The following is a 19,951-nucleotide window of genomic DNA, read 5'->3' on the forward strand; positions in this document are numbered from 1 at the left end:
GTAGAAAAAACGCTATTGAAGGAGTTCAATGATGACGAATAACTACTTCAAGGAAATGATTCGCCTGGCCGACAGCATCGCGGATCAGGCACACTCAGGGCAGACTGATAAGATTGGGCGCCCTTATATTACTCACCCGCGCCGTGTGGCGTTTGCGGTACGTAAGCTGGCCCCCGAGAATATGCGGGTTGAGGCGCAGATTGTGGCACTTCTGCACGACACAGTTGAAGACACAGGTGTGACACTCGATTATTTAGCACGCTACTTCTCAGTCAGTATTGTGGATGCGGTGGATGCCCTCACCAAACGCAAGGGCGAGACCTTAGAACAGTCCATAGCGCGGGTACGGGCAAATGAGCTTGCCCGACTGGTGAAGCACGCCGATATTGCCGATAACACTGACCCGGAACGTACCGCCCTCTTAGATGAGGAAACCCGGGAGCGCCTAGCGAAAAAATACGCGAAAAGCCTCACCCTGCTCAGCCTCGGAGAATAATGAGGCAGCACTCTCAAACTATCCCATAGTTTAATAAGCTAACGGCATCGCCTTCTACTGTGAGAGTATCGGGCGATGCCGTTAGTTTTAAGGAGAAGCTCACGTTATCTGGTGCACAGATTGTACGTGGGCTTTTAGATATTGAACCCGAGCGCGCGCATCATATCGCGCCCGTCTTCAGTAATCCGTTCGGGACCCCACGGGGGCATCCACACCCAGTTCACGCGCCACTCGGCGACCACGTTATCGAGGTTCGCCTGCACCTGCTCCTCAATGACGTCCTGCAGCGGACATGCAGCCGTAGTGAGCGTCAAATCAAGGATGAGGGTGCCGTTATCGTCCCAGCGCATACCGTACAGCAGCCCAAGGTCGACGATGTTCACGCCGAGCTCCGGGTCAATAACTTCTTTGAGCGCCTCTTCGATGTCCTCCTGGGAGGGGCGTGCCTGCACCGTTTCAGTCATGATGCACCTTCTTTCGAAAGAGAGAGGTAGTGGTAAAAACTACTTCTTGCCAGTGTAGGCTACGTAGCCTTCTTCTTCCAGACGGTCAGCCAGCTCGGGGCCGCCCTGGTCGGCCATCTTCCCATCCACAAAAACATGCACGAACTGCGGCTTAATGTACCGCAGGATACGGGTGTAGTGGGTGATGAGCATAACGCCCATGTCGTTCGACTCGTGGGCACGGTTCACGCCCTCAGAAACAACTTTCAACGCGTCCACGTCCAAGCCGGAGTCGGTCTCATCCAGGATGCCGAACTTGGGCTTGAGTAGTTCAAGCTGCAGAATTTCGTGGCGTTTCTTCTCACCGCCGGAGAAGCCCTCGTTCACGTTGCGGGACACGAACGTTGGGTCAATCTTCAGCTGCTCCATGGCCGCTTTCACGTCCTTAGTCCAGGTGCGCAGGTTCGGGGCTTTCCCGTCCACCGCAGTCTTGGCCGAACGCAGGAAGTTGGACATGGTGACACCGGGAATTTCCACCGGGTACTGCATCGCCAGGAACAGGCCGGCGCGGGCACGCTCATCCACGCTCATCTCGGTGATGTCTTCACCATCAAGCAGAATCTGGCCGGAGTCAATCTGATACTTCGGGTGCCCCGCGATGGTGGAGGCCAGTGTAGATTTGCCCGAGCCGTTGGGACCCATAATGGCGTGAATCTCACCGGATTTAATGGTCAGGTTCACGCCCTTGAGGATGGGCTTAGTGTTTTCGTCGTCCAGGATGACCGAGACGTGCAGGTCCTTGATTTCAAGGGTAGACATTATTTCTCCTAGTGGGGGGATGCTTAGTTGTTGCTGAGGGCGAGCTCTTCTTCGAGCGCATCGGTGAGCTGCTCTTCAAGTTCGGGCACACGGATCTGCTGGATCACTTCGTTGAGGAAGCCGCGCACCACCAGACGGCGCGCCTCAGCCTCAGGAATACCGCGCGCCTGCAGGTACCACAGGTGCTCATCATCCAACTGACCGGTAGTCGACGCGTGGCCCGCGCCCTCAATACGTCCGGTCTCGATCTCAAGGTTCGGCACCGAGTCTGCACGGGGGCCGACCTCAAGAAGCAGGTTACGGTTCAGCTCGTAAGTGTCGGTGCCTTCCGCATCCTTACCGATCAGGACATCACCCACCCATACGGAGTGTGCACCCTTACCCTGCAGCGCGCCCTTATAGGTCACGCGCGATTTACAGTTCGGTACGGAGTGATCCACGAACAGGCGGGATTCGATATGCTGACCAGCGTCCACAAAGTAGAGGCCGTACATTTCGGTTTCCGCCCCGGGCTGCGTGAACTTGGTGGAGGGGGTGACGCGCACCAGGTCGCCGCCGAGGGAAATGCACACATGTTTGAACCGTGAATCGCGGCCCAGCTTCGCGTACTGTGCGGAAGCGTGCACAGCGTCATCGTCCCACTGCTGCACGCAGATGACGCTCAGCTGCGCGGAGTCGCCCACCAAGAACTCAATATTCTGAGCCAGGGTCGCTGAACCGGTGTGACGAATCACCACAACCGATTTCGAGAACGGTTTAGCCTCAACCACCAGGTGCTGCGCGGCAGGATCCCGGTGGGTGCCAGCAATAGCGATCTCAACCCGCTCGTTCAGCTCAGCCTCTGCAGGGATAGTCACCACGGTTGCGGTTTTGAAGTGGCTCCAGGCGTTTGCAGCAACACGGTCCTCAGGTACACCTGCCATACCGATACGCTCATCCTCACGCTGCACCTCCTCAACCACTACCGCAGAGGGAGCGGTAATTTTCGGCGCGGGTGCGGAGTGTTCCAGGGAATCGGTGTGCAGCCCGCCTAAACGCTTAAGCGGGGTGAAACGCCAGTCCTCTTCACGGCCGGTGAGGGGGCTAAAATCCTCCACCTTGTACGAGGTCATGCGCTCAGCACGGGAAGCATCAAGGGTTTTCTGCACGTTATTGGGGTTCGACCCCTGGTGGTGCTCCTCGGTGGCGCGCAGGATGGTGTCATCATGCACAAGCTCGCTGGCGAGCTTCTCACCTTCCTGGTCCATGCCGGGGATGATCGGGGCGTGATAGCCCAGGGTTTCTTCGGTGTTCGGCATTAGCCCACAGATCCTTCCATCTGAAGTTCGATGAGGCGGTTAAGTTCGAGCGCGTACTCCATCGGCAGCTCACGGGCGATCGGCTCAACGAAGCCGCGCACGATCATCGCCATTGCCTCGTCCTCAGCTAGGCCGCGCTGCATGAGGTAGAACATCTGCTCCTCAGAGACGCGGGAGACGGTCGCCTCGTGGCCCATCGTCACATCGTCCTCGCGCACATCCACATAGGGGTAGGTGTCCGAACGGGAGACGGTGTCCACCAGCAAGGCATCACAGACCACCGAGGATTTGGAGTGTTTAGCGCCTTCACGTACCTGCACCAGACCGCGGTATGCGCTGCGCCCACCGTTACGTGCCACCGACTTCGACACAATCGTTGAAGAGGTATTCGGGGCAATATGCACCATCTTAGAGCCGGTGTCCTGATGCTGTCCCTCACCCGCGAAGGCAATCGACAGGGTCTCGCCCTTAGCGTGCTCCCCCACCATGTACACTGCGGGGTACTTCTGGGTAACCTTCGAGCCGATGTTCCCATCCACCCATTCCATGGTGGCGCCCTCGTGGGCGACAGCGCGCTTAGTCACCAGGTTGTACACGTTATTCGACCAGTTCTGGATGGTGGTGTAGCGAACGCGTGCATTCTTCTTCACCACAATCTCAACGACCGCCGAGTGCAGCGAGTCAGACTTGTAGATGGGGGCGGTACAGCCCTCAATGTAATGCACATAGGACCCCTCATCCGCGATAATGAGGGTGCGCTCAAACTGGCCCATGTTCTCAGTGTTAATACGGAAATACGCCTGCAGCGGGATTTCCACATGCACCCCCGGGGGGACGTATACGAACGACCCGCCGGACCACACTGCGGTGTTCAAAGCAGAGAACTTATTATCGCCGATGGGGATGATTGAGCCGAAGTACTCTTTGAAAAGCTCCGGGTAGTCCCGCAAACCGGTGTCGGTATCGACGAAGATCACGCCCTGCGCTTCCAGATCTTCACGGATCTGGTGGTACACAACCTCAGACTCGTACTGTGCGGCCACACCAGCGACCAGCGAATTACGTTCCGCCTCGGGAATGCCCAGACGCTCATAGGTAATGCGGATATCCTCGGGAAGCTCCTCCCACGACTCCGCCTGCCCTTCAGTTGAGCGCACAAAGTACTTAATATTGTCGAAGTCAATCTCTGAGAGGTCAGCACCCCAAGTGGGCATGGGCTTGCGTTCGAAGAACTTCAGCGCCTTCAAACGCATGTTCAGCATCCACTCGGGTTCGTTCTTTTTCATGGAAATATCGCGCACAACGGCCTCGTCGAGGCCGCGCTTTGCCGCCTGACCCGCCACGTCAGAGTCTGCCCAGCCGTACTCGTAGTTACCAATACCTTCGAGTTCGGGGTTCATCTCCAGGATCTCTGAAATGACGGTGTCGTTGGCTTCGCGCTCAACTTTCTCGGTCATTACGGCCTTTCTTCGATGGGTGAATAAAATTTCTGTCCCGCCACCCGTGATTCATGTGGGCGCGGTGTTCGTGTGAGGTTCTCGCTCAGCGCGCTAGGCGCATCCTCACACCCCGATACTGGACTCCTTAGCGGGAGCGTTTCACGGGGTCGGATGCGGCAGTCGCTGCATCGGGTGTGCTTTCCGTGGCCTCGGGATGCGGCGCGGCGGATGTCTCCGGCTCAGCCGTCTCGGGAACCCGGTTAAGCGGAACGTGTGTGGTGCACACGTGTGCTCCCCCTGCCATGGTCGAAAGCCTCCGTACGTCAACGCCCAAAAGATCGGAAATAATCCAGGTCTCTTGCTCGCAAAAGACCTGAAAGTCTTCGGCGAGATCACGTACGGGGCAGTGCCCCTGGCACAGCTGTATGCTGGCGAGGAAGTGTTCTGGCACCTTCCGCCCGGCGGGCGGTTCGGTGAACTGCGCGGTCGCCACGAAACCGTCACGGCTCATAGCCTCGGCGAGCGCTTTAGCCCGGGCGGCAACATCATCACCAGCTGCTTCCACCACGGGGCGGTAGCGGGCTTCCATTTCGGCGGCTCGGGCGGATGCGAATGCTTCAAGTGCGCTTTCACCGACGGTGTCGCGCAGCATTTCGAGGGCGTTTCGCGCAATGAGTAGATAGTCGTTTCCTAGGCGCTCGTGCCCTTGAGGGGCGATGACGTAGCGCCGGGCGGGGCGCCCTGCGCCCGCACCATACTGTTTGAGCGGGGCAACTTCGATCATGTTGGCCTGCTCAAGTGCGTCGAGATGGCGACGCACAGCGGCTGGGGTGAGACTCAGAAGCTCACCCAGATTAGCCGCAGAAACGGGACCGTGGTTGAGAACCCCGCGGAGGACTCGGTCGCGGGTACGTTCTTCAGCCTCTGCCTTGCGTGCGCCGGAGCTCGACTTCTTCGAATGTGGGGAGCTTGTCCCCTTCGCAGATGTCTTGTTCACGGAATACACAACTAAAGTATGTCCTAATTACTTCCCGGCTGGCTAGTAAGGTGCTCCTTCTCGCATAAATTAGTGCATTAAATGGGTAGAAAGGTAAGCATATATGACACACACCAGTGTTTTTGGGGAAAGAATCCCGCCGTCCACCTGTGCACCCTTGCCCCACCGCTATGCAGCCTTGGACAACGCTCATATACCCCCAGAATGCGCCCGCGTCAGGGATTCGCACGCCGCCGAGACGGGGTGTCCTCGCCGCAGAATCGACACGCACGCGCTCGACTTAAGATAGTCTCTCTCAGGGCTTAAGATAGAGGGGTGGCTAAAGAAGATGTATCCGGCAAGACTGCACGCGGTAATGGCGGTGGGGCAGCGCTGGAAATCGCCGACCTCGTTAAAGAGTTCAAACCTTCGCGTTCTTTCCGTGAGAAAAACCCCGAGCGTCTCACTGAGCGTGGCATGCACCGCGCCGTAGACGGGGTGAGCCTGCAGGTGTACCCCGAAGAGGTGACGGTGCTCTTAGGGGCAAATGGGGCAGGGAAAACCACCACCCTAGCCTGTGCTCAGGGGCTTCTGGCCCCCGACTGCGGAACTGTGAAACTTCTTGGCGAGAACCCGCTTCACGCCTCGCCGGAGTTACGTGCCGCCGTTGGTATTATGCTGCAAGATGGTGGGCTCCCCAACGCTATGCGGCCCATCCCGCTGCTGCACCATGTGGCGAAAATGTACACTCATCCTGCCTCCGTTGATGAGCTGGTAGAAAGGCTCGGCATTGCATCTTTTAACGGCACCACTATTCGCCGTCTCTCCGGCGGGCAGAAGCAACGGGTCTCATTAGCTGCCGCACTTATTGGGCGCCCCAGCGTACTGTTCCTGGACGAGCCCTCGGCCGGGCTTGACCCGCAGTCCCGCAACGTAGTGTTTGATATTATCCGGGAGCAGCGAAAAGCCGGAGTGGCAATTATTCTCACCACCCACCTGATTGATGACGCGCAGAAACTTGCCGATTATGTGTACATTATTGAAAAAGGTAAAACCGTTCTTGAGGGTACCGTCCCCGAACTGGTCGCCGGGGACGGCACCGCACGGTTACATTACACCCTCAACGCGCACACCCCCACCCGGGAAGAGCTGCTGCCGGTAGGTTTGCGCGGCGGCGTGGAACTTATTGAGCACACCCCCTACACGCCAGGAACACCGGGTGAGTACGAGTTACGCGGGCCGCTCACCCCGGAGCACCTTTCAGCATTCACAGCTGCGCTCACTGCGCACTATATAATGCCCATCAGCTTGAAGATGGAACCTAAAACCCTAGAAGACGTATTCCTCGACATTTCGGGACGTGATATTCGATGACTCAGACCGCACCAACCGGCCCCGCCTCCGAGTCGCCCGCCGAGGCTGATACGTTCACCGAACCGCGCGCGGCATCCGGGGTGCAGCGTGTGCTTGCTCAGGGCGGTTATGAGACGCTGGCCATGCTTAAAAACGGCGAGCAGCTCATGCTTAATATTGCCTTCCCCGTCATGGCGCTCTTTGCGTTGCGTTACACGAGCTTCCTTGATTCTTACGCCGAGGGTATGGGCACGACCCGTATGAACGTGGCTGTTCCCGGGGTGCTCGCGCTGTGCGTGATTTCGACTGCGCTCTCGGGGCAGGGTATCGCCACCGGTTTCGACCGGCGGTACGGTGTGCTGAGGTTTCTTTCCACCACCCCTCTGGGGCGCAACGGCCTGATTATTGGCAAAGTGATTGCGGTTCTGACGGTGCTTGCCGTCCAGTTTGTGCTTGTGAGCATCGTGGGTTTTGGGCTCGGCTGGAGGCCCGATATTTTTCAGATGTACCGCTCGTTAAGCACGCTGCTGCTTGGTGCTGCGGCGTTTACCGCCCTGGGTCTGTTTATTGCTGGCACCGTGCGGGCGGAGGCGACCCTCGCCATTGTTAACATTGCGTGGGTTATCCTTGCCGGTGCCGGAGGTGTACTGATCCCCATTGATAGTTTCCCCGAAGTGTACCGCGTTATTGTTTCACTGCTGCCTTCGGGGGCGCTTGGTGAAGCCATGCGTGGCGACTACCTGAAAGATGTGTTCCTGCCGCTGCCGCATCTAGTGCTGCTGGGGTGGGCACTCATTGTGGGGTTCATTGCCTCCCGCAAATTTAAGTGGTCCGATTAGCCACTGATATTCTGGACTACGCAACCCCGCCGCAGGTATCCTGCCGCTCTCAGCAGGCCGTGCCCTTGCAGCATGAGACGCTCACACACCGTCGGAAAAGGTCATCATGATTACCACGCTTAAAGATAAGCTCTCCCCCACCGAATACACCTCCTGGGTGCTGTACACGGCGGTGGGCACCGCACTGGCTAACCTGTTACTGATCGTCACCGGTGCCGTGGTACGCCTTACTGGTTCGGGGTTGGGGTGCGACACGTGGCCGCGCTGTACCGATGAACAATGGACCACCACCCCGGCTCAGGGGATCCACGGCTTCGTCGAATTTGGTAACCGGATGCTCACATTTGTGCTCATGGTCATTACGGTGCTCGCGTTCTTTGCGGTACTACGGTTAGCCCTGCCGCAGGCTACAGTACGTTCCGTACTTCCCAAGCTTTTTACCGGTCTGCGCACCCAAAATTCGCGGTACAGTGACCTGTTTAACCTGACGCTATTGCTGCTCTGGGGCATCCCCCTGCAGGCGGTTATCGGCGGTATTACCGTGTGGCAGCGGCTAAACCCGTGGATGGTGACCGCCCACTATATGGCCTCTGCCGTCATGATTGGTCTGGCCGCCGTGCTGATTAATAGGGTGCGCCGCTACTTTAAGCCCGCCACGGCTGCAGCCGAAAACCTTGACAGCGCGTTCAGTGAAAAAGGCCGTGTTTCTGTCCAGGTGCTCGGGTGGTTCGGCTTGGTGCTGGTCGTGTTTCTTGTGTTTATGGGTACGGTAGTAACCGGGACAGGGCCGCATGCGGGAGACCCACGCACCCACCGCCACGATTTCAATCCAATAGTTATAGCCCGTTTGCACGCCTGGGCGGTGTGGGTATACTTGGTATCCCTCATCACCCTGTACCTGATAGTACGCGCATATGCTCTGCCTAAGGCGTATAAGTTCTCCCTTGCGGTGCTGACAGGTGTTATTGCCTGCCAGGGAACCATCGGGTACATCCAGTACAACACCGGCCTGCCTGCCCTCTTAGTGGAAGCCCACATGCTCGGCTCCGGACTGTTTACGTGGGCCGCCATATCCCTCATTGAACGGCAGCTGACGCTCACCTCACGCACAGCGCGTGAACTGGCGCTAAGCCGCAGGGTGCAGCGCACCTCACCACAGTAAAACGTAAGGGGCGTCCCTCACCTATTACCCCGGTGAGGGACGCCCCCGAACTCTATAAGACGCGCATGTGGGCACCTAGAAAATAAACGACTCCATAATAGGGCCGCCCACAAATGGGTCGATCGCCAACGCAATAAACAGGATTGTCAGATATGTGATGGATCCGTGAAACACCACCATCGCGGTTCGGCTCGTAGCCTTCTGCGCCAAAGCCAGCAGGTGCAGTTTATGGCACTGGTACAGGAACCAGGCACCCACCGCCGCGGCACTAAGACCATACACCCAGCCCGCGCCTCCTACAGGGACCAGCAGCAGCGAGCAGATCACCATAGCCCACCCGTACAGCACCACCTGGACTGAGACCGAATGCGCTGGGGCAATCGCCCCAAGCATCGGCACCCCTGCCGCCTTATAGTCCTCGGCATATTTCATGGATAACGGCCAATAGTGCGGCGGCGTCCACAAGAAAATCACCGTGAACAACACCAGGGCTGGCCACTCAATGGTTTCCCTCACGGCCGCCCACGCAATAAACACCGGCATGCACCCGGCGATACCGCCCCACACAATATTCTGGGTAGTGCGCTTCTTCAAATACAGTGAGTAGAAAACCACGTACAGCAGGATAGCGACCACACCCAGCACGCCCGAGAGCGGGTTCACCATAAACCACAGGTATGCCACCGAAACCACTGCTAACACCCAGGCAAACACGATAGCTTCCCGGTCGCTCAGCTCCCCAGTCACCAGAGGCCGCTTCTCGGTGCGCTTCATCTTACGGTCAATATCGCGGTCAATATAACAGTTAAACGCCCCCGACGCCCCTGCCGCCATAGCACCACCAATAAGGGTGTTCATCATGAGCCAGAAACTGGGCATACCGTGTGCAGCAAACATCATTGTTGGTGCCGTGGTGACCAACAACAGCTCAATCACCTGAGGTTTCGTCAGGTGAATATACGCCTTTATTTTGCGCCTGAGGCCAACGGGCCCCTCAAGTGTATCCCCGGCAGGGGCAGCAGGCGCGCAGGCGCGCGCCTGTTGAATAGTATGACCCTTCACTGTGGGCTCCTTGGTGTGTGCGTGTGTGCACCCGTATTCCGCGTGGCTAGGGACTTTCCCAAGGCGCAACCAGCAGCGGACAAACCGCCAACCGAGGCGCCCATACACGGTGGAGTTACAGGCATGGCTACCTATATTGTAGGCCCGTGTGCAGCCGCTTACAACGTGGATGACTTTAAGCGGATAGCGTTCCAGCCCCAGTTTCTCTCCCATTCATCGCTTCAATAACCTTGGAGAGACTTCATCGTGGACTATCCTTATAGATGAAGCTGGTAGCCTCGCGTCATCACCCGTTCCCGGTCCGCCCACCACACAGGCAGCAGCCCAACCAATGGGGGTCGGGAATAACGCATGCGTCATTGGGTTATACCGTTCAGAGGCGCGCACGGCACACTGCGCGGGCGCGCATCGTACAGATAATGAAGGGAAAATCACGTGCCAAACCTAAACGAGAAGCTGGAGTGGACCGACGTTGATCAGCGTGCGGTCGATACCGCCCGCATACTCGCCGCCGACGCTGTTGAAAAGGTAGGCTCAGGGCATCCCGGTACCGCCATGAGCCTAGCACCGGTCGCCTACCTACTCTTCCAGAAAGTTATGAACCAAGACCCAGGCGACGACCGCTGGCAGGGACGTGACCGTTTCATCCTCTCCCCCGGGCACACCTCCCTCACCCTCTATACCCAGCTCTTTCTCGGCGGGTACGGCCTTGAGATGGGCGACCTCGAATCGCTGCGTACCTGGGGGGCATTAACCCCCGGGCACCCCGAATACAAGCACACTAAGGGCGTGGAGATCACCACCGGCCCGCTCGGCCAGGGGCTGGCATCCGCCGTTGGTTTCGCCTACGCTCAGCGTTACATGCGTGGGCTTTTTGACCCCAAGGCCCCAGCCGGGCAGTCACCCTTTGACCATCACGTGTTCTGCATTGCCTCCGAAGGGGATGTGCAGGAAGGCGTCACCGCCGAAGCGTGTGCGCTCGCCGGGCATCAGCAGTTGGGCAGCCTGATTGTGGTGTGGGATCGCAACCACATCTCCATCGAAGAAGACACTGATGTCGCCTTCACCGAAGATGTTCCCGCCCGGTTCGCCTCATACGGCTGGGATGTTCAGAGTGTAGATTGGACGCGCACCGGCAACTATGTTGAAGACGTCGCAGAGCTGTACGCCGCTATTGAGCGCGCAAAAGCCGTAACCGATAAGCCCTCGTTCATTGAGCTGCGCACTATTATTGGTTACCCGGCCCCGAATAAGCAGAACACCGGCGCGGTTCACGGCGCCAAGCTGGGGGCTGAAGAGGTCGCCGCCACGAAGGAGCTTTTAGGGTTCGACCCCGCCAAGAGCTTCTTCATTGACCAGCAGGTGCTGGATCACACCCGCACCCTGCGTGAGCGTGGCGCTAAAGCGCATGAGGCGTGGGATCAGAAGATGACCGCGTGGCGTGCGGCTAACCCCGAGGCCGCGAAACTGTACGACCGTCTGATCGCTGGCCAGCTTCCTGCAGACTACCGGGAAGCTTTCCCCGTTTTCGAGGCAGGATCATCGCTCGCGACCCGTGCTGCATCCGGCAAAGTCATTAACGCCATTGCAGGAACCTTCCCCGAGCTGTGGGGCGGGTCGGCGGATCTGGCGGGGTCGAACCTGACTACTATTACCGGCGCAGATTCCTTTAACCCGGTAGCACGTACCACCGACGACTGGACGGGTAACCCATACGGGCGTGTGCTGCATTTCGGTATTCGCGAGCAGGCAGCGGCAGCGATCGTGAACGGTATTGTGCTTTCCTCCCCCACCCGCGCGTTCTCAGGCACGTTCTTCGTTTTCTCCGACTACCAGCGCCCGGCGGTTCGCCTGTCCGCCCTGATGGGCATCCCGGCGCTGTATGTATGGACCCACGACTCGATTGGTGTGGGCGAGGACGGACCCACCCACCAGCCCATTGAGCACCTGAGCTCACTTCGCGCCATCCCCGGGTTTGATGTTGTTCGCCCGGCGGACGCAAACGAGACCGCTGTTGCATGGCGCACTGTCTTAGAGCGCCAAGAGCGCCCGGCCGGCCTGGTGCTTTCCCGCCAGAACCTGCCCGTGTGGACGCGTGAGGATGTACCCGGTGAGGGAGAGAAGTACGCCTCCGCTGAAGGTGCAGCACGCGGCGGGTACGTAATGGCAGATACGGAGGGCACCCCAGACGTTATTATTATTGCCACCGGCTCAGAAGTTGAGGTTGCTATTGAGGCCCGCCAGCAGCTGGCCCAGCAGGGCGTCTTCGCCCGGGTGGTGTCGATGCCGTGCCGTGAATGGTTTGATGAGCAGAGCGAACAGTACCGCGAATCGGTGCTGCCCTCTTCTGTGGCGGCGCGCGTATCGGTTGAGGCCGGTGTTGCAATGAGCTGGCACGACCTTCTGGGGTCGGCCGGGCGTGCTGTATCAATCGAGCATTTTGGGGCTTCAGCTGATGCGAAGACCCTGTACCGCGAGTTTGGTATTACCCCCCAGGCCGTCGTGGCTGCGGCACAGGAGTCGATCAAGGCGGCCCAGTAACCCTATGCCTAGAGCTGCGGCGGTGGGGCGTGCAATAGCTAGATACCCCGCCGCCTCAGCAGCGTGCGTGTTGTAGTGTCTCCACAACCGCACCCCATATTTTCTTATCTGATTTTTAGACTGTAGATAGAAGGTTATTTGTAATGAGCGAATCCACCCAGAAACTCTCAGACGCAGGCGTTTCGATCTGGCTTGATGATCTCTCCCGTGAGCGACTGACCAGCGGCAACCTTGTTGAGCTGATAAAGAGCAAAAACGTGGTGGGTGTGACCACTAACCCCACTATTTTCGCCGGTGCGCTCTCAAAAGGGGCCGCGTACGCCGGGCAGATGAGCGACTTGGCGGCATCCGGTGCGGATGTTGAAGAAGCCGTGTTCGCAGCCACGACCGATGATGTGCGCGCCGCATGCGACGTGTTCAAACCGATTTTTGAGGCCTCACAGGGCTTTGACGGCCGTGTATCGATTGAGGTGGACCCCCGTTTGGCGCGCGATGCCGAGGGTACGAAGAAAATGGCTCGGGAGCTGTACGAGCGGGTGAGCCGTGAAAACGTCATGATTAAGATCCCCGCAACCGTTGAGGGTCTAGAGCCGATTGCGAAAACCTTGGCGGCGGGTATTAGCGTGAACGTGACCCTGATTTTCTCACTGACCCGGTACCGTGAGGTTATTAACGCCTATATGCTCGGCCTTGAGGAAGCCTTGGAGAACGGCAAGGACCTGTCGAAGATCCACTCGGTGGCTTCGTTCTTTGTCTCCCGGGTTGATACCGAGGTGGATGCTCAGCTAAGCGCGATTGGCACCGATGAGGCGCTGGCGCTCAAGGGTAAGGCTGGGGTGGCGAATGCTCGCCTGGCGTATGAGGTGTTTGAGGAGATGTTCTCCTCCGAACGGTGGAAGCGTCTGGAGCGGAAGGGTGCGAATGTGCAGCGTCCGCTGTGGGCTTCGACCGGTGTGAAGGACCCTGCGCTGCCTGACACCCTGTATGTGACTGGGTTGGTGGCCCCGCACACTGTGAACACTATGCCTGAGGCGACCTTGAACGCTGTGGCGGATCACGGTGAGGTTGTTGGGGATACGGTGCGTGCCTCGTATGCGGAGTCTAACGAGGTGCTGGATGCTATTGAGCGTGCCGGTGTTTCGTACCGTGAGGTGGTTGAGAAGCTTGAGGCCGAGGGACTTTCGAAGTTTGATGCCTCTTGGGAGGAACTACTAGACACTGTCCGCGGTGCTCTTCAGAACGCGAAATAGCGGCAGTGTGGGGTGCCGGCGGGCTTTCCCGAACGGTACAATTGGCAAGGCATAAACCTTGATGGTGCGTGCACCCCGCCATGATTTCTGAGGCGGGTTGTATTGCGCCAGCATAGAGGCAACCAAAGGATTTTTATTGTGACTATCGGCCACGAGTCGAACCCGCTGCGGGATTCACGCGACCGGCGTTTGGCGCGTATTGCGGGCCCTTCTGCCCTGGTTTTCTTCGGCGTCACGGGTGATCTCGCCCGTAAGAAGCTGCTTCCTGCTGTCTACGATCTGATGAACAGGGGCCTGCTTCCGCCCAGTTTTGGGCTGGTTGGGTATGGCCGCCGTGAGTGGAGCGACGACGATTTCCGTGCCTATGTGCGGGAGTCGGTGCAGGCGCATGCGCGCACTTCGTTCCGTGAAGACGTGTGGAACCAGTTCCAGAAGGGTATGCGTTTTGTGCAGGGTGCGTTCGATGATGATGCCGCTTATGAGCGTCTCAAAAGCACTCTGGCGGAGCTGGATGAGCGCGGTGCCCAGGGTAATCACGCGTTCTACCTGTCGATCCCCCCGAAGGCTTTCGAGCAGGTGCTGTCGAAGCTTGCCGAGCATGGGCTGGCCAGCCGTGAGGAAGATGCGCGCACAACGCATGCTGGCACTGGGTGGCGGCGTGTGGTGGTGGAGAAGCCGTTCGGGCATGACCTTGAGTCGGCCCGTGAGCTGAACGCTATCGTTGAGCGGGTGTTCCCGCCGGATTCAGTGTTCCGCATCGACCATTATTTGGGTAAAGAGACGGTGCAGAATATTTTGGCGATGCGGTTTTCGAACCAGATGTTTGAGCCGGTATGGAATGCTAACTACGTGGATCATGTGCAGATCACGATGGCTGAAGATATTGGTATCGGCTCCCGCGCGGGATACTATGACGGGGTAGGTGCAGCCCGCGACGTGATTCAGAATCACCTGCTGCAGCTGCTTGCGCTGACCGCCATGGAGGAGCCCCTGAGTCTGGACTCTAAGCACCTGCGGGCTGAGAAGGCGAAGGTGCTTGAGGCGGTGCGTGTTGATGACCTTGAGAATTCGTACGCGCTGGGCCAGTACGCTCCCGGGTATCAGGGTGGTGAGCATGTGAACGGGTTCTTTGATGAGAAGGACATCCCGGCTGATTCCCGTACCGAGACGTTCGCGGCGTTGAAGGTCAGTATTGATAACCGCCGCTGGGCGGGCACCCCGTTCTACCTGCGCGCCGGTAAGCGCTTGGGGCGCCGCGTGACTGAGATTGCGGTGCTGTTTAAGAAGTCAGCGGATCGTTTATTCGGTAAGGAAACGGAAGTTCCTGCGGGCCAGAATGCAATCGTGATCCGGGTGCAGCCCAATGAGGGCATGACCATACGTTTTGCGGCGAAGGTTCCCGGCACTCAGATGGAGATCCGTGACGTGAACATGGACTTTGGGTACGGGCATTCTTTCACTGAGGAGTCGCCGGAGGCGTATGAGCGCCTGATTCTGGATGTGCTCTTGGGTGAGCCGCCGCTGTTCCCCCGCCATGAGGAGGTTGAGCTTTCGTGGAAGATCCTTGACCCGTTTGAGGAGTACTGGGAAGAGCGCAAGATTAAACCTGAGCCTTACGAGTCCGGTTCGTGGGGCCCGCGTTCGGCGCATCGGATGCTTGAACGCGATAACCGTGCCTGGAGGCGCCCGTGATTTCGCATCTGCACCACACGAATGTTTCTGCTATTTCCAAGGAACTTTCCCAACAGCTGGCGGCTAACGGCAGCCTCAGCAGCGGCCGTGTACTGACTCTGGTGGTACTGGCTGAGAAGGGACATTCCCGTGAGGCCCTGAATGCCGCGATTCGTGCCTCCCATGAGCACCCCAGCCGCATTATTGTGCACATCGCGCACAGTGAGACCGACCCCGACCAGCTGGACGCCGAGATCCATGTGGGTGGTGAGGCTGGCGCCTCAGAACTCATTATTCTGCGCGGCTGGGGCAGTGCCTCCAAGCCGACGGAGGCGCTGATCTCCGGGCTGCTTCTGCCGGACGCGCCGATTGTGGTGTGGTGGCCCCATTATGTGCCCGATAACCCGGCCGAGGATTCACTTGGGAAGATTGCGCAGCGCCGCATTACCGATTCCGCGCGCGCATATGACCCGATGGCTGTGTTAACCCACCTGTCGCAGGTATACCAGGCCGGGGATACTGACCTGGCGTGGACCCGCCTGACGCTGTGGCGCACCCAGCTGGCGGCGCTCATGGAGCAGATGCCGTACTCCCCGGTCAAACGGGTGGTGGTGTGGGGTTCTGAGAAGTCCCCGTCGGTGGTTCTGCTGGGTGCCTGGCTGGGCTGGAAGCTGCAGGCCGAGGTTAGTTTGGCCACTATTGGCGCGGCGGAGCGCGGCCTGTACCGTGTGGCCATTGAGCGTGAGGACGGGCAGACTGTGATGTTCCGCCCGGGCAAGAGCATTGCGATCTTGGAAACCCCGCACGCCCCGCAGCAGCAGATTGCGCTGCCGGTGCGCACCCTGGCGGAGTGCATTTCTGAGGAACTGCGTCGCCTTGACCCTGATGACACATACGGGGAAGTGCTGAAGTCGGCGTTCCCCACGATCGAGATGCACCCCACCCGCTGTGAGTCTGAGCCGCTTCTTGACGAGCGGGAATACCCGGAGGTTTTTGATGCCTAAGATTAACAATATTGGTGAGAGCACCCCGACTCTGGTGGCTCATCCTACCCGTGAGGCGTTGGCGGCTGACGCCGTGGGACGTATTTTTGACATTCTGGAGCATGTGCTCACGGAACGTACGGTGGCGCATGTTTCGCTCACTGGCGGCACCATGGGTATTGCGACGCTCCGGGCGTGGGCGGCCTCTGCTCGCGTGAAAGATATCGACTGGTCGCGTGTGCATTTCTGGTTCTCGGATGAGCGGTTTGTACCTGAGCGGGATGCCGAGCGTAACGATGGGCAGGCGATTGAGGCGCTGCTCGCTGACCTCACTGATTACGGCTTCCCGGTGGAGAACGCACACCGGATAGGCCCTTCAGACGTGATGATTGATGTGGAGGCTGCCGCCGAACATTACGCCTATGAGATGCGTAAATTCGCTGGTTCAGCCGATCCGGTGCGGGTTGAGATGCCCGAGGGCGCCTCCGAGCTTCCGCTAGTGGGCGGCCACGGTGGGGCTGCCGATTCTGAGCCTTCCGGCGGAGGCTGCGGCTGCGGGGGCTGCGGTTGCGGCGGCGGGTCTGGGTCGGATAGTTGGCCGGTGCCGGTGTTTGATGTGACCCTGCTGGGGATGGGCCCGGATGGGCATATTGCTTCTCTCTTTCCGGGGCGTCAGCAGGTTCTGCTGGGTACGGGGCTGCCCGAAGACCCGGTGGATGGTGCGAAAGCAGTGACGGTGATGGTGAAGGACTCCCCCAAGCCCCCCAGCGAGCGGGTTTCGGTGACCCTTCCGGTGATTAATAGTTCACGCCATATTTTCTTCCTCATCACCGGTGGCGATAAACAGGATGCGACGACTCGCCTTGTGCAGGGTGCGCAGCTTCCTGCGGAGCAGCTAACCGCCGACCTGTTACTGGCAACTCCCGCTGTGGGTGCCCGCGGGCAGAAACAAACCCTGATTTTTGCTACTGAGGAGTCGCTGGCTTAGCTGCGGCTTTGCCGGTGCCTCAAAAAGTGGAGTTCCCCTCCGCTCCAGCATATTGTGCAGTCGGCAGTTGTGCTGCACAGATGCTGGGCGGAGGGGCTTTTCTATCTGCCGCCGCCGGGGCGGAAAACGTGTGAGGTCACTGCGGGCTGGTGTTCTGCAGGTACAGTTGGCTCAGCGAAGCAACTGTCGACTCTAGACGGATATCTGCCTCATTGGGGGTTTCCACTACGGTGGCCCAGGTGAGCGCCAGGTAGTCGGCAACGGTCATGGGCCTGTGGTGCCTGAAAGTTTCGAGCATCGCCTGCACAGTCCGGGCTGACTCCACAATATTAATGTAGCCGCGCAGCCCTGCATCGGTGACGGTTACAGCGCGTTCGCGCAGGTCAAAGATGAGCGGCAGCGACCCGCGGCCTGCACTGGTGAGCATAAATTTAGTGCGTACCTGGCTGACCTCGTGCACGTCCTTGCCAGCTCCTGCTCGCGGCACCATCGTAAACCCCACGAATAGGTCGTTGACATCCGCCAGTGTGCGCTCCTGCCGGTATAGTTTTTGGCAGGGACACTCCTGCGGCCCGTGTACATGGGTGCCTCCGTACCCGGCGTAGAGGTGCACGGTGGGGATAGCGTAGCGTACCTTCTGGGCGAGAGCTTCAGCAATATTAAGGTCGATGAACTCCCAGGCGCCGCCGGTTCCATCGGTGACGTCTCCACTGTGGTAGGCGTAGTCGTCCACCTGCTGGTCCCCGTACCAGACGCCACCAAGCGGCTCGCCTTTCGCGTCGTACAGCATCAGTGAGAGGTCTATGTCCGCTGGCGAATCCCAGTATACGAATAGCCTAATAATCTTGTGTGCCCCCTCATGAAGCGGAACACGGCTGAACCGGCACAACCCGTCAAGGGACTGGCTGCTGTTCCGGTTCCCTAGCGGCATGATGAGTTTCCCCACCCCGGTGGGGGTATAAATATCCATACCGTCGGGGGTGTATATTTTAGTGTTTTCAAGGCGTGCTGCGAAACCATTCTCAATAGCCTGCAACCCGAGCTGCACCTGTGTGCGTGTATACCTGCTCGCGTCGGTTACCGTCCCCATGCCGGCCTTATCAATCACCAGGCGGTGCTGTGTGCTGCCCCGCTTCAGATTGGTGTACAGGTTGTACAGCTGTACCAGCACAGGCAGCGCAACACGGGGCGCTATACGGGCGAACCCGTCCGCTATGACCTGTTCCTCATCCGGGAACGCCCGGAATGCCCGGCTGAGCTGCCGGGCAAAGACCCCGGGCCTGCTGCTCAGCAGACGCACCACCTGTTCCGCGTTTTTGCTGCGGTAGGCGGCGTCCACCTCCGATTCGAAGCTTTGCATCCGCCCCCGGTACAGGTCATCGGCCCACCGCTGTAAATGCGTAAGTGAGGGGTAGTCACCGGGGTGTATGGTGCGTGCCAGCCGTTTGAACTGTTCGGAGCGGCTGGCGGTGTCGTAGCAGGCAGCCACATAGTCACGTTCGCACAGTCTATTGATGAGGCGCACAATGAGGGTGCGTTCGCTGCGGCGCAAGCGTAGCCGGGTGGGCGTGCTCAGGCTGAGGTCGGCGTCGTTCCCGTTTGCCCCGCTGAAGGCAACAGCTAGACGCAGCACCTCGTTGAGGGTTCTCATCTGCTGAACATAACAACGATCAATATGCACTGTAAGAAACGCCAGGTTCTCGCGGTATGCACTCGCGTGTTCTAGTGCGGGCAGCTTATGGTACGCACGCAGGTAATCGGCGAGGGTGAGCAGATCGGCGCGGTCGGTCTCACTGTACACCTGGTTCTGCACGACGATAGCGGTAAAAAGTTCCTGCGCTAAGGCTGTGCATGGCGTGTTCCCGCGCAGCAGTATCACCTGGTTCTGGTCGCGTTCTCCGCGTCTATAGGTGATGCGGGGGCGGGGGTCTTGAGTGTCGTATGGAAGTAGCGGATGCTTGAGATGCCCGTAGATGGGGGCGTAGAACTCTCGGTCCTCACGCGGGGCGAATGCATCCAACAAGTCACCTGTGGTGATGGAACGGGTGATATAGTGCAGAATCTGTTCCGTGTAGCGTTGCCTGTCGCTGAGGTGAGGTTGGCGCATATCAAAGTCTCGGCGGAAAGCCCGCCCTCCCCGGGCGCCGCGCAGGTGTTTCCAGTCGGCGGTGAACTCATCAAATTCTGTGTAGCTCATGGTGGCCAGTACGGCACGGGAATCTTGGGCAATGGCCACCCCGAGCTCCGTCAGTTCTTCAATGCGCGGACCCAGAATTCTCCGCACACGGTGGCGCAGCCCTTCAGTGATGGTGGGTGTTTCTATGATCCAACGGTTGGCGGGTTCACCGGGCAGAATATAGACCCCGGTGCGGCGGAGAATGACTTGGTGCAGCGTTGCCACGTTTTTCTCTTTTCTAATAATTCCCGTTAGATGCCAGCCGAGATCCTGCCGACGGTGTGTGGTTGGGGTACAAAATGACGGGTGGATTATATCCACCCGTCATCAATAAAGTGCTCGCGGTAAGCGCATTCTCTGAAATTGCGTAACCAGGCAAGAGAAAGTAAGAGAATGCATGATCCGCGATTGAGCCTTCTGCGGGATTCGAACCCGCTACATCCCCTACAGCGGTG

At 58.8% G+C, this 19,951-nt stretch carries 16 protein-coding genes; 9 read left to right on the top strand and 7 right to left on the bottom strand.

Annotation, left to right across the window (positions count from 1 at the left end):
• The first annotated feature begins 31 nt into the window (after positions 1-31).
• Entirely contained in the window at positions 32-496 is a 465-nt protein-coding gene (locus D8M23_RS03335; RefSeq protein ID WP_081481231.1) for an HD domain-containing protein, read from the top strand.
• A 134-nt stretch (positions 497-630) separates the two neighbouring features.
• Here D8M23_RS03335 and D8M23_RS03340 read toward each other — a convergent pair whose 3' ends face one another.
• The 5 genes from D8M23_RS03340 to D8M23_RS03360 form a co-directional block, all read right to left on the bottom strand.
• The gene (locus D8M23_RS03340) at positions 631-960 is read right to left on the bottom strand and encodes a metal-sulfur cluster assembly factor (protein ID WP_006887140.1); all 330 of its coding nucleotides are present in this window, start codon (positions 958-960) and stop codon (positions 631-633) included.
• Positions 961-999: 39 nt separating this feature from the next.
• Positions 1,000-1,758, bottom strand: coding sequence for a Fe-S cluster assembly ATPase SufC (gene sufC / locus D8M23_RS03345; RefSeq protein ID WP_006887263.1), 759 nt, complete (start codon positions 1,756-1,758; stop codon positions 1,000-1,002).
• 23 nt (positions 1,759-1,781) lie between these two features.
• Positions 1,782-3,056: a Fe-S cluster assembly protein SufD gene (sufD, locus tag D8M23_RS03350; protein WP_126853690.1), complete on the bottom strand. Its 1,275-nt coding sequence runs from the start codon at positions 3,054-3,056 to the stop codon at positions 1,782-1,784.
• Positions 3,056-4,513 (bottom strand): Fe-S cluster assembly protein SufB, encoded by a 1,458-nt coding sequence (gene sufB / locus D8M23_RS03355; protein WP_006887152.1) that lies wholly within the window; start codon positions 4,511-4,513, stop codon positions 3,056-3,058. Before sufB ends, sufD begins: the two co-directional genes overlap by 1 nt.
• Positions 4,514-4,640: 127 nt before the next feature.
• Complete coding sequence (locus D8M23_RS03360) at positions 4,641-5,501, bottom strand: helix-turn-helix transcriptional regulator (protein WP_006887202.1); 861 nt, start codon at positions 5,499-5,501, stop codon at positions 4,641-4,643.
• Positions 5,502-5,807: 306 nt separating this feature from the next.
• Here D8M23_RS03360 and D8M23_RS03365 point away from each other — a divergent pair, with 306 nt between their 5' ends.
• From D8M23_RS03365 to D8M23_RS03375, 3 genes are all read left to right on the top strand, one after another.
• Positions 5,808-6,845 carry an ABC transporter ATP-binding protein gene (locus D8M23_RS03365; RefSeq protein ID WP_126853691.1) on the top strand — a complete coding sequence of 346 codons (1,038 nt, stop codon included), beginning with the start codon at positions 5,808-5,810 and terminating at the stop codon, positions 6,843-6,845.
• Positions 6,842-7,663 carry an ABC transporter permease gene (locus D8M23_RS03370; RefSeq protein WP_126853693.1) on the top strand — a complete coding sequence of 274 codons (822 nt, stop codon included), beginning with the start codon at positions 6,842-6,844 and terminating at the stop codon, positions 7,661-7,663. The genes D8M23_RS03365 and D8M23_RS03370 overlap by 4 nt, the downstream gene beginning before the upstream one ends.
• Before the next feature lie 106 nt (positions 7,664-7,769).
• On the top strand, positions 7,770-8,825 hold the full coding sequence (locus tag D8M23_RS03375) for a COX15/CtaA family protein (RefSeq protein ID WP_126853695.1): 1,056 nt from the start codon (positions 7,770-7,772) through the stop codon (positions 8,823-8,825).
• A gap of 75 nt (positions 8,826-8,900) precedes the next feature.
• Here the strand turns inward: D8M23_RS03375 and D8M23_RS03380 are convergent, their stop codons facing one another.
• Positions 8,901-9,887, bottom strand: a complete 987-nt coding sequence (locus D8M23_RS03380; RefSeq protein ID WP_423816640.1) for a heme o synthase — start codon at positions 9,885-9,887, stop codon at positions 8,901-8,903.
• 435 nt (positions 9,888-10,322) lie between these two features.
• Here D8M23_RS03380 and tkt point away from each other — a divergent pair, with 435 nt between their 5' ends.
• The 5 genes from tkt to D8M23_RS03405 all read left to right on the top strand — a co-directional run bounded on the left by tkt (position 10,323) and on the right by D8M23_RS03405 (position 17,320).
• Positions 10,323-12,428 (top strand): transketolase, encoded by a 2,106-nt coding sequence (gene tkt / locus D8M23_RS03385; protein ID WP_126853697.1) that lies wholly within the window; start codon positions 10,323-10,325, stop codon positions 12,426-12,428.
• A gap of 143 nt (positions 12,429-12,571) precedes the next feature.
• Positions 12,572-13,678 carry a transaldolase gene (tal, locus tag D8M23_RS03390; RefSeq protein ID WP_006887116.1) on the top strand — a complete coding sequence of 369 codons (1,107 nt, stop codon included), beginning with the start codon at positions 12,572-12,574 and terminating at the stop codon, positions 13,676-13,678.
• 138 nt (positions 13,679-13,816) lie between these two features.
• Positions 13,817-15,370: a glucose-6-phosphate dehydrogenase gene (gene zwf / locus D8M23_RS03395; protein WP_126853699.1), complete on the top strand. Its 1,554-nt coding sequence runs from the start codon at positions 13,817-13,819 to the stop codon at positions 15,368-15,370.
• Positions 15,367-16,353: a glucose-6-phosphate dehydrogenase assembly protein OpcA gene (locus D8M23_RS03400; protein ID WP_023133271.1), complete on the top strand. Its 987-nt coding sequence runs from the start codon at positions 15,367-15,369 to the stop codon at positions 16,351-16,353. Before zwf ends, D8M23_RS03400 begins: the two co-directional genes overlap by 4 nt.
• Entirely contained in the window at positions 16,346-17,320 is a 975-nt protein-coding gene (locus D8M23_RS03405; RefSeq protein WP_126853701.1) for a 6-phosphogluconolactonase, read from the top strand. The genes D8M23_RS03400 and D8M23_RS03405 overlap by 8 nt, the downstream gene beginning before the upstream one ends.
• A 136-nt stretch (positions 17,321-17,456) precedes the next feature.
• On the opposite strand, the gene D8M23_RS03410 is transcribed toward D8M23_RS03405, so the two are convergent.
• Positions 17,457-19,721 carry a TerD family protein gene (locus tag D8M23_RS03410; protein ID WP_126853703.1) on the bottom strand — a complete coding sequence of 755 codons (2,265 nt, stop codon included), beginning with the start codon at positions 19,719-19,721 and terminating at the stop codon, positions 17,457-17,459.
• Between the last annotated feature and the right edge of the window lie 230 nt (positions 19,722-19,951).

The organism is Rothia sp. HSID18067 (genome assembly GCF_003989445.1).
GTDB classification, from domain to species: domain Bacteria; phylum Actinomycetota; class Actinomycetes; order Actinomycetales; family Micrococcaceae; genus Rothia; species Rothia aeria.

Coding starts and splice junctions, on each gene's coding strand:
- D8M23_RS03335 (WP_081481231.1), top strand. CDS start 32: ATGACGAATAACTACTTCAAGGAAATGATTCGCCTGGCCGACAGCATC.
- D8M23_RS03340 (WP_006887140.1), bottom strand. CDS start 960: ATGACTGAAACGGTGCAGGCACGCCCCTCCCAGGAGGACATCGAAGAG.
- sufC (WP_006887263.1), bottom strand. CDS start 1,758: ATGTCTACCCTTGAAATCAAGGACCTGCACGTCTCGGTCATCCTGGAC.
- sufD (WP_126853690.1), bottom strand. CDS start 3,056: ATGCCGAACACCGAAGAAACCCTGGGCTATCACGCCCCGATCATCCCC.
- sufB (WP_006887152.1), bottom strand. CDS start 4,513: ATGACCGAGAAAGTTGAGCGCGAAGCCAACGACACCGTCATTTCAGAG.
- D8M23_RS03370 (WP_126853693.1), top strand. CDS start 6,842: ATGACTCAGACCGCACCAACCGGCCCCGCCTCCGAGTCGCCCGCCGAG.
- D8M23_RS03375 (WP_126853695.1), top strand. CDS start 7,770: ATGATTACCACGCTTAAAGATAAGCTCTCCCCCACCGAATACACCTCC.
- tal (WP_006887116.1), top strand. CDS start 12,572: ATGAGCGAATCCACCCAGAAACTCTCAGACGCAGGCGTTTCGATCTGG.
- D8M23_RS03405 (WP_126853701.1), top strand. CDS start 16,346: ATGCCTAAGATTAACAATATTGGTGAGAGCACCCCGACTCTGGTGGCT.